At 58.0% G+C, this 6,000-nt stretch carries 6 protein-coding genes; 5 read left to right on the forward strand and 1 reads right to left on the reverse strand.

Annotated features, from left to right (window positions below):
* The first annotated feature begins 335 nt into the window (after positions 1 to 335).
* The 5 genes from CKW14_RS17420 (at position 336) to CKW14_RS17440 (ending at position 4,477) form a co-directional block, all read left to right on the forward strand.
* A complete protein-coding gene (locus tag CKW14_RS17420; protein ID WP_095047465.1) occupies positions 336 to 815 on the forward strand; it encodes a DUF4822 domain-containing protein in 480 nt (159 codons plus the stop codon).
* A gap of 15 nt (positions 816 to 830) precedes the next feature.
* Positions 831 to 1,259 (forward strand): hypothetical protein, encoded by a 429-nt coding sequence (locus CKW14_RS17425; RefSeq protein WP_093437066.1) that lies wholly within the window; start codon positions 831 to 833, stop codon positions 1,257 to 1,259.
* Between the two features lie 171 nt (positions 1,260 to 1,430).
* Positions 1,431 to 2,399 (forward strand): 2-hydroxyacid dehydrogenase, encoded by a 969-nt coding sequence (locus tag CKW14_RS17430; RefSeq protein WP_095047467.1) that lies wholly within the window; start codon positions 1,431 to 1,433, stop codon positions 2,397 to 2,399.
* 220 nt (positions 2,400 to 2,619) lie between these two features.
* Entirely contained in the window at positions 2,620 to 3,687 is a 1,068-nt protein-coding gene (locus tag CKW14_RS17435) for a phosphotransferase family protein (RefSeq protein ID WP_095047468.1), read from the forward strand.
* A 22-nt stretch (positions 3,688 to 3,709) separates the two neighbouring features.
* Positions 3,710 to 4,477: an SDR family oxidoreductase gene (locus CKW14_RS17440; RefSeq protein WP_034152479.1), complete on the forward strand. Its 768-nt coding sequence runs from the start codon at positions 3,710 to 3,712 to the stop codon at positions 4,475 to 4,477.
* Between the two features lie 130 nt (positions 4,478 to 4,607).
* On the opposite strand, the gene CKW14_RS17445 is transcribed toward CKW14_RS17440, so the two are convergent.
* Complete coding sequence (locus CKW14_RS17445; protein ID WP_228759220.1) at positions 4,608 to 5,258, reverse strand: trimeric intracellular cation channel family protein; 651 nt, start codon at positions 5,256 to 5,258, stop codon at positions 4,608 to 4,610.
* Positions 5,259 to 6,000 lie beyond the last annotated feature (742 nt).

The following is a 6,000-nucleotide window of genomic DNA, read 5'->3' on the forward strand; positions in this document are numbered from 1 at the left end:
GCAACTTCGCTGTCTGCGGTTGCGTCAATCACGAATTTGTAACCTTATCCTCCGTCCTACAACTGCGTGTACTTCTCTAATGTCATCTGCGCTATGAATTACAGAAAACACCAATAAAAAGCCCTTCGCTTATCGATACTTCAGAATACTCCTACAACCAAAAACACCTAATAAAACCACGACGAAATATTACCGAAATCCGAATAACAGTCATTTGTTACAAGCAACTACGCAGCCATTGAACATTCCTCTTTTTCAGGCCTATATTTTCCACGCCCTGAATGACGAAAGACCAATCGCAAACGACCTTCGAAGTTTGATAAAGAGGAAAAAGCATGCAAAAGCGCACGATCACCGGCCTGCTGTTGACCGGACTGCTTTTCACCCCGCTTGCCAGCGCTGATGTCCGCGAGCTGGCTTCTTCGCCGCGATGGCTGACTACCAAGGTCTACATCGATGGCGCTCCTGAAACAGACGTCAAGGCGAAGTATCCCGGCGTCGTAGGTATATCGACCTGGGATCCCGAGAGTAATCGATACGAGTTCTTTTACACCGACACGGGCGAGTCAAAGTACAACAAAGGCGGAGGCGGTTATTTCTTTGTCACCGGTAACCAGAAACAGCACATTCTGGTACCCGATGTCGGTCCGACCAAAACAATTGTCAGGCGCCTGGAAACACTAAACAACAGTGAATTCACTTACTCTCGGGAAGTCCCCCGCGACATGATCGACAACAATCCACTTGTACGTATTCATGTCGTTCACGCGCCGTATACCGGCACCGTAGAAACCAAATCCGCCATCAAACAATAAAACCTGGAGTTCAACATGCAAAAGACAGTCAAAACCCTGCTGATGTCGACGTTGCTGGCCTCCACGGTGTATTGCGCCGGAGTCAGTGCGCAAGCCGCCACCCAACCCGCCACAAATACTGTTGCCACCGCCGACAATGCAATGATGCTGACCGTATTTCTGAAACATGATCAGACCCGCCCGCTGAGCGAACTCAAGGCCCAGCTCACACAACAAGGCTTCTACAAGACCTTCCCCCCTGCCGGGGTCGAAGTGGTGAGCTGGAACATCATGATGGGCATTGGCCAAGTGGTGACCGTACGCTTCCCCGCCTCACGGCTGGCAGAAGTGAACCTTGCCCTGGAAAACACCGCATGGGGCAGTTACCGAACCGAGTTTTATCCAACCTATGATTTCAAGCCGATTGCCCTCGCAGAACAAACCAAAGCCCAAGCAGCCCAATGATGCCGACAGCACACCGGATCACCGGTGTGCTGCCTACCCTTGCTTCTTGCCCGAAGCCGTCCAGAATCAAAGCACCACTGCGCGAATGACAACGATTGCCAAGCCGCTGCGGATTCAGCACTCTGAAACGACTTTCGCGACCGACCCGCCGACGTTCACAGGAGCCGCGCAATGCCCGCAACCGTTCTGGTACTGGTTGAAACCATCAATGACTATTTGCCGATCCTCGAACATCAGGGTTTTCACCTGATCCTCGCCCCCACGCCGGCCGAGCGTGCGCAAGCCATCGCCACTCACGGCAGCCGCATCGACGCGGTGCTGACCCGCGGCCCGCTGGGCCTGACCTCCGATGAAATCACCGCCCTGCCGGCGCTGAAAATCATCACGGTAATCGGCGCCGGTTACGAGCAGGTCGACCTGCAAGCCGCCAGTAACCGTGGCATTACCGTCACCAACGGCGCCGGGGTCAATGCCTCGTCGGTGGCCGACCATGCGATGGCGATGCTGCTGGCGCTGGTCCGGGATATCCCCCGTTGTGACGCGGCGGTACGCCGCGGTGAATGGCCGAAGATCATGCGCCCGTCGCTGGCCGGCAAACGCCTGGGGATTCTCGGACTGGGCGCCGTGGGCATGGCGATAGCCAAACGCGCCCACCTTGGCTTCGACATGGAGATCAGCTATCACAGCCGCCAGATGCGCAGCGATGTGCCTTACACATTCTGCTCGACGCCAACCGAACTGGCACGGGCCTCGGATTTCCTGATCATCGCCACGCCCGGCGGCATCGGTACACAGCATCTGGTGACTCGCCCGGTGCTCGATGCGCTTGGGCCGAAAGGCTTTATCGTCAACATCGCCCGCGCCAGTGTGATCGCCACGGCGGACCTGATCACGGCGCTTGAGCAACGCAAAATTGCCGGCGCCGCACTGGATGTGTTCGACCACGAGCCGCAAGTGCCGGATGCGCTGAAAACCCTGAGCAACGTGCTTCTGACGCCACACGTCGCCGGTCTGTCACCGGAAGCCACTCAAGGCACGGTGGAGTTGGTGGGCAAAAATCTCGTGGCGTTTTTTTCGGGCGAACCGGTACTGACGCCCATTGCCTTGCCTCCGAAACTCAACAACCAGCGCGTGCACTGAAGCACACCGGACGACGTGGCGAGCGCTCGTCCCAGCCCTCCTTTTCGGCCACGGCATATCCGCTAAACCTTGGTTCACCGCGACCTTTCGCGCACATTCCCAAAGGTGATTATCGGGCAACACGCTAGCCTATAAGACCGACTCGCGCTTGTGGCGACCCGAGCGCGCTATTAGATTAGCCAATGATGTCTGGCCTCCAAAATAAGCAGAAGGGATAAGCATGGCGCTTACTGACCAGTCCACCCGTATCCGCTCTGGCGAAGAACTCGATGCCAGCCTGATCGATCCGTACCTCAAGGCGCACATTCCCGGCCTGAGCGGCACACCTGCGATCAGCCAGTTTCCTGGCGGTGCGTCGAACCTGACCTACCTGCTGGAATACCCGGAACAGGAATTCGTCCTGCGCCGTCCGCCGTTCGGCCACAAGGCCAAGTCCGCCCACGACATGGGCCGTGAATTCCGCATCCTCAATCAATTGCGCGACGGTTTTCCGTATTGCCCGAAAGCCTACGTGCACTGCACCGACGAATCGGTGATCGGCGCCGAGTTCTACGTCATGGAACGAGTCAAAGGGATCATCCTGCGCTCGGAGCTGCCGCCGGAGCTGGGCCTTGATTCGGCAAAGACCGAAGCCCTGTGCAAAAGCTTTATCGAGCGCTTCGTCGAACTGCACCGCGTCGACTACAACGCCTGCGGCCTAGGCGATCTGGGCAAACCGGAAGGCTACGTCGCCCGTCAGATCAAAGGTTGGAGCGAGCGCTACGAAAAAGCCCTGACCCCGGATGCGCCGCATTGGGAAGCAGTAAAAGCCTGGCTCAACGACAAGATGCCGGCCGACCACCCGACCTCAAGTATCGTCCACAACGACTACCGCTTCGACAACGTCATCCTCGACCCGCACAACCCGATGCAGATCATTGGCGTGCTCGACTGGGAACTGACCACCCTCGGCGATCCGTTAATGGATCTGGGCAACACCCTTGCCTATTGGATTCAGGCGGACGATCCGGCGCCGGTGCAACTGATGCGCCGCCAGCCAAGCCACGCGCCGGGCATGCTCACCCGCCGCGAGTTCGTCGATTACTACGCCGAACGTTCGGGCATCCAGATCGACAATTTCGACTTTTACTACACCTACGGCCTGTTCCGTCTGGCCGGCATCGTGCAGCAGATCTACTACCGCTTCTACCACGGCCAGACCCAGGACAAACGCTTCGCGCAGTTCATTCACATGAACAAACTGCTGGAGCAGATGAGCTTGCAGGTCATTGCGAAATCGAGCCTCTGACGGCCCACACCCAGGAACCCTTATGTCCAAGACTCAGTTGTTCGACCTCGACGGTAAAATTGCTTTCGTTTCCGGCGCCAGCCGTGGCATCGGTGAAGCCATCGCTAAACTGCTGGCCCAGCAAGGCGCCCATGTGATCGTGTCGAGCCGCAAGCTCGACGGTTGCCAGCACGTCGCCGACGCGATCATCGCCGCCGGCGGCAAAGCCACGGCCGTGGCCTGCCACATCGGTGAAATGGAACAGATCAGCCAGGTGTTCGCCGGGATCAAGGAACAGTTCGGCCGCCTCGATATTCTGGTCAACAACGCCGCGACCAACCCGCAATTCTGCAATGTGCTGGACACCGATCTGAGTGCGTTCCAGAAAACCGTTGACGTGAACATCCGTGGCTACTTCTTCATGTCGGTCGAAGCCGGCAAGCTGATGCGCGAAAACGGTGGCGGCAGCATCATCAACGTCGCGTCGATCAACGGCATTTCGCCGGGGATCTTCCAGGGCATCTACTCGGTGACCAAAGCGGCGGTGATCAACATGACCAAGGTCTTCGCCAAGGAGTGCGCGCAGTTCGGCATCCGCTGCAACGCGCTGCTGCCGGGTTTGACCGACACCAAATTTGCCTCGGCGCTGGTGAAGAATGATGCGATTCTCAAGCAAGCGCTGACGCAGATCCCGCTCAAGCGTGTGGCTGATCCAAGCGAAATGGCCGGTGCGGTGCTGTACCTGGCGAGCGATGCGTCGAGCTACACCACCGGGGTTGCGCTGAATGTGGACGGTGGGTTTCTGTCCTGATTCCACTCGAGACTTGAACTGATCTTGTCCCTGTAGGAGCTGCCGAAGGCTGCGATCTTTTGATCTTATTTGTAAAAAAATCAAAATCAAAAGATCGCAGCCTTCGGCAGCGCCTACAGGGTTTTGTGTATCAGGCAATGACTTTCGGTAACTGCCAACCGAAATGCACCGACAGCAAACGCAACAGCAAACACGCCGCCCCCGCCAGCAACGCCGCCGCTACCGGTGAAACGCCCAGCCTGCGGCCGATGATCAACACCGCCGCACCGACAAACGCCGAACTCGCATACAAATCCGCCTGCAACACCACCGGTATCCGCGCCAACACAATATCGCGTATCACCCCGCCACCGACGCCGGTAATGGTGCCCATCAGCATCGCCACAAACGGCGTAATCCCGAAATTCAACGCTTTCTGCGCACCGGCCACGGCAAACAGCGCCAAGCCTGCAGCATCCAGCACAATCAAGGTTGAACCGGACCAGCCCAGCACCTGCTCATGAAAGGCAAACGCCAGCCCGCCCATGAAAAACGCCAGTGCCGGGTAGCGCCAATCGGCCACGGCATTGGGTGGCGTCGCACCGATCAACAAGTCACGAGTCACCCCGCCACCGAGGGCGACGATAAACGCAATCACCATCACACCGAGCAAGTCGAGCTGACTGCGCATCGCCGCAATAGCGCCTTCCACGGCAAACACCGCAGTGCCGGCCAGGTCGGCTACCAGCACAATCCGCTCAACCCGGGACTGCCGCCCCGCCGGCGCTATTGCGTGACGCAACGGGTGGTCGTGATGTGTCGAGTAACCTGCCCGTCGGCGTACACGTCACCGGCGACCTCAGTGTTTTCGAGCACCTGACACGTACGCTCCGGCGGTGGCGGCGGCGCTGCCGGTGGAGGGGGTGGAGGACTGGCGCAACCCGCCAACAACACTGTAAAGAAAGCCAACGGCAACACGCGTTTCCCAAGATTGTTCATAGGACGACCCGCGACAAATGGAAGAGCAACTCCCGCGACCGAACCGACCACGGAAGACCTGACCACTCATTCTTTATAGCCGAGCCCCCCGCAAGCGCCAGTGAATCGGCCGGATCGGGAGGAAGTGGCTGTCGATTTTGCGTTCGGATTCGAGAGGATTGGCAAATTGAAATGTGCTTTGCCTGATAGAGCCTCATCGCGAGCAGGCTCACTCCTACAATTGAACAGAGTACATCTGGCAGAGATTGGTCGGCTTCAGGCCGCCTTCGCGAGCAGGCTCGCTCCTACAATTGAACAGAGTACATCTGGCAGAGATTGGTCGGCTGTCAGGCCGCCTTCGCGAGCAAGCTCACTCCTACAATTGAACAGAGTACATCTGGCAGAGATTGGTCGGCTGTCAGGCCGCCTTCGCGAGCAGGCTCGCTCCTACAATTGAACAGAGTACATCTGGCAGAGATTGGTCGGCTTCAGGCCGCCTTCGCAAGCAGGCTCGCTCCTACAATTGAACAGAGTACATCTGGCAGAGATTGGTCGGCTGTCAGGCC

It is taken from the genome of Pseudomonas sp. Irchel s3a12 (genome assembly GCF_900187485.1).
Taxonomy (GTDB): Bacteria; Pseudomonadota; Gammaproteobacteria; order Pseudomonadales; family Pseudomonadaceae; genus Aquipseudomonas; species Aquipseudomonas neuropathica.

Bases quoted from the DNA above. Each gene is read 5' to 3' on its own strand.
- CKW14_RS17435 (WP_095047468.1), top strand. From the start codon at position 2,620: ATGGCGCTTACTGACCAGTCCACCCGTATCCGCTCTGGCGAAGAACTC.
- CKW14_RS17420 (WP_095047465.1), top strand. From the start codon at position 336: ATGCAAAAGCGCACGATCACCGGCCTGCTGTTGACCGGACTGCTTTTC.
- CKW14_RS17430 (WP_095047467.1), top strand. From the start codon at position 1,431: ATGCCCGCAACCGTTCTGGTACTGGTTGAAACCATCAATGACTATTTG.
- CKW14_RS17425 (WP_093437066.1), top strand. From the start codon at position 831: ATGCAAAAGACAGTCAAAACCCTGCTGATGTCGACGTTGCTGGCCTCC.
- CKW14_RS17440 (WP_034152479.1), top strand. From the start codon at position 3,710: ATGTCCAAGACTCAGTTGTTCGACCTCGACGGTAAAATTGCTTTCGTT.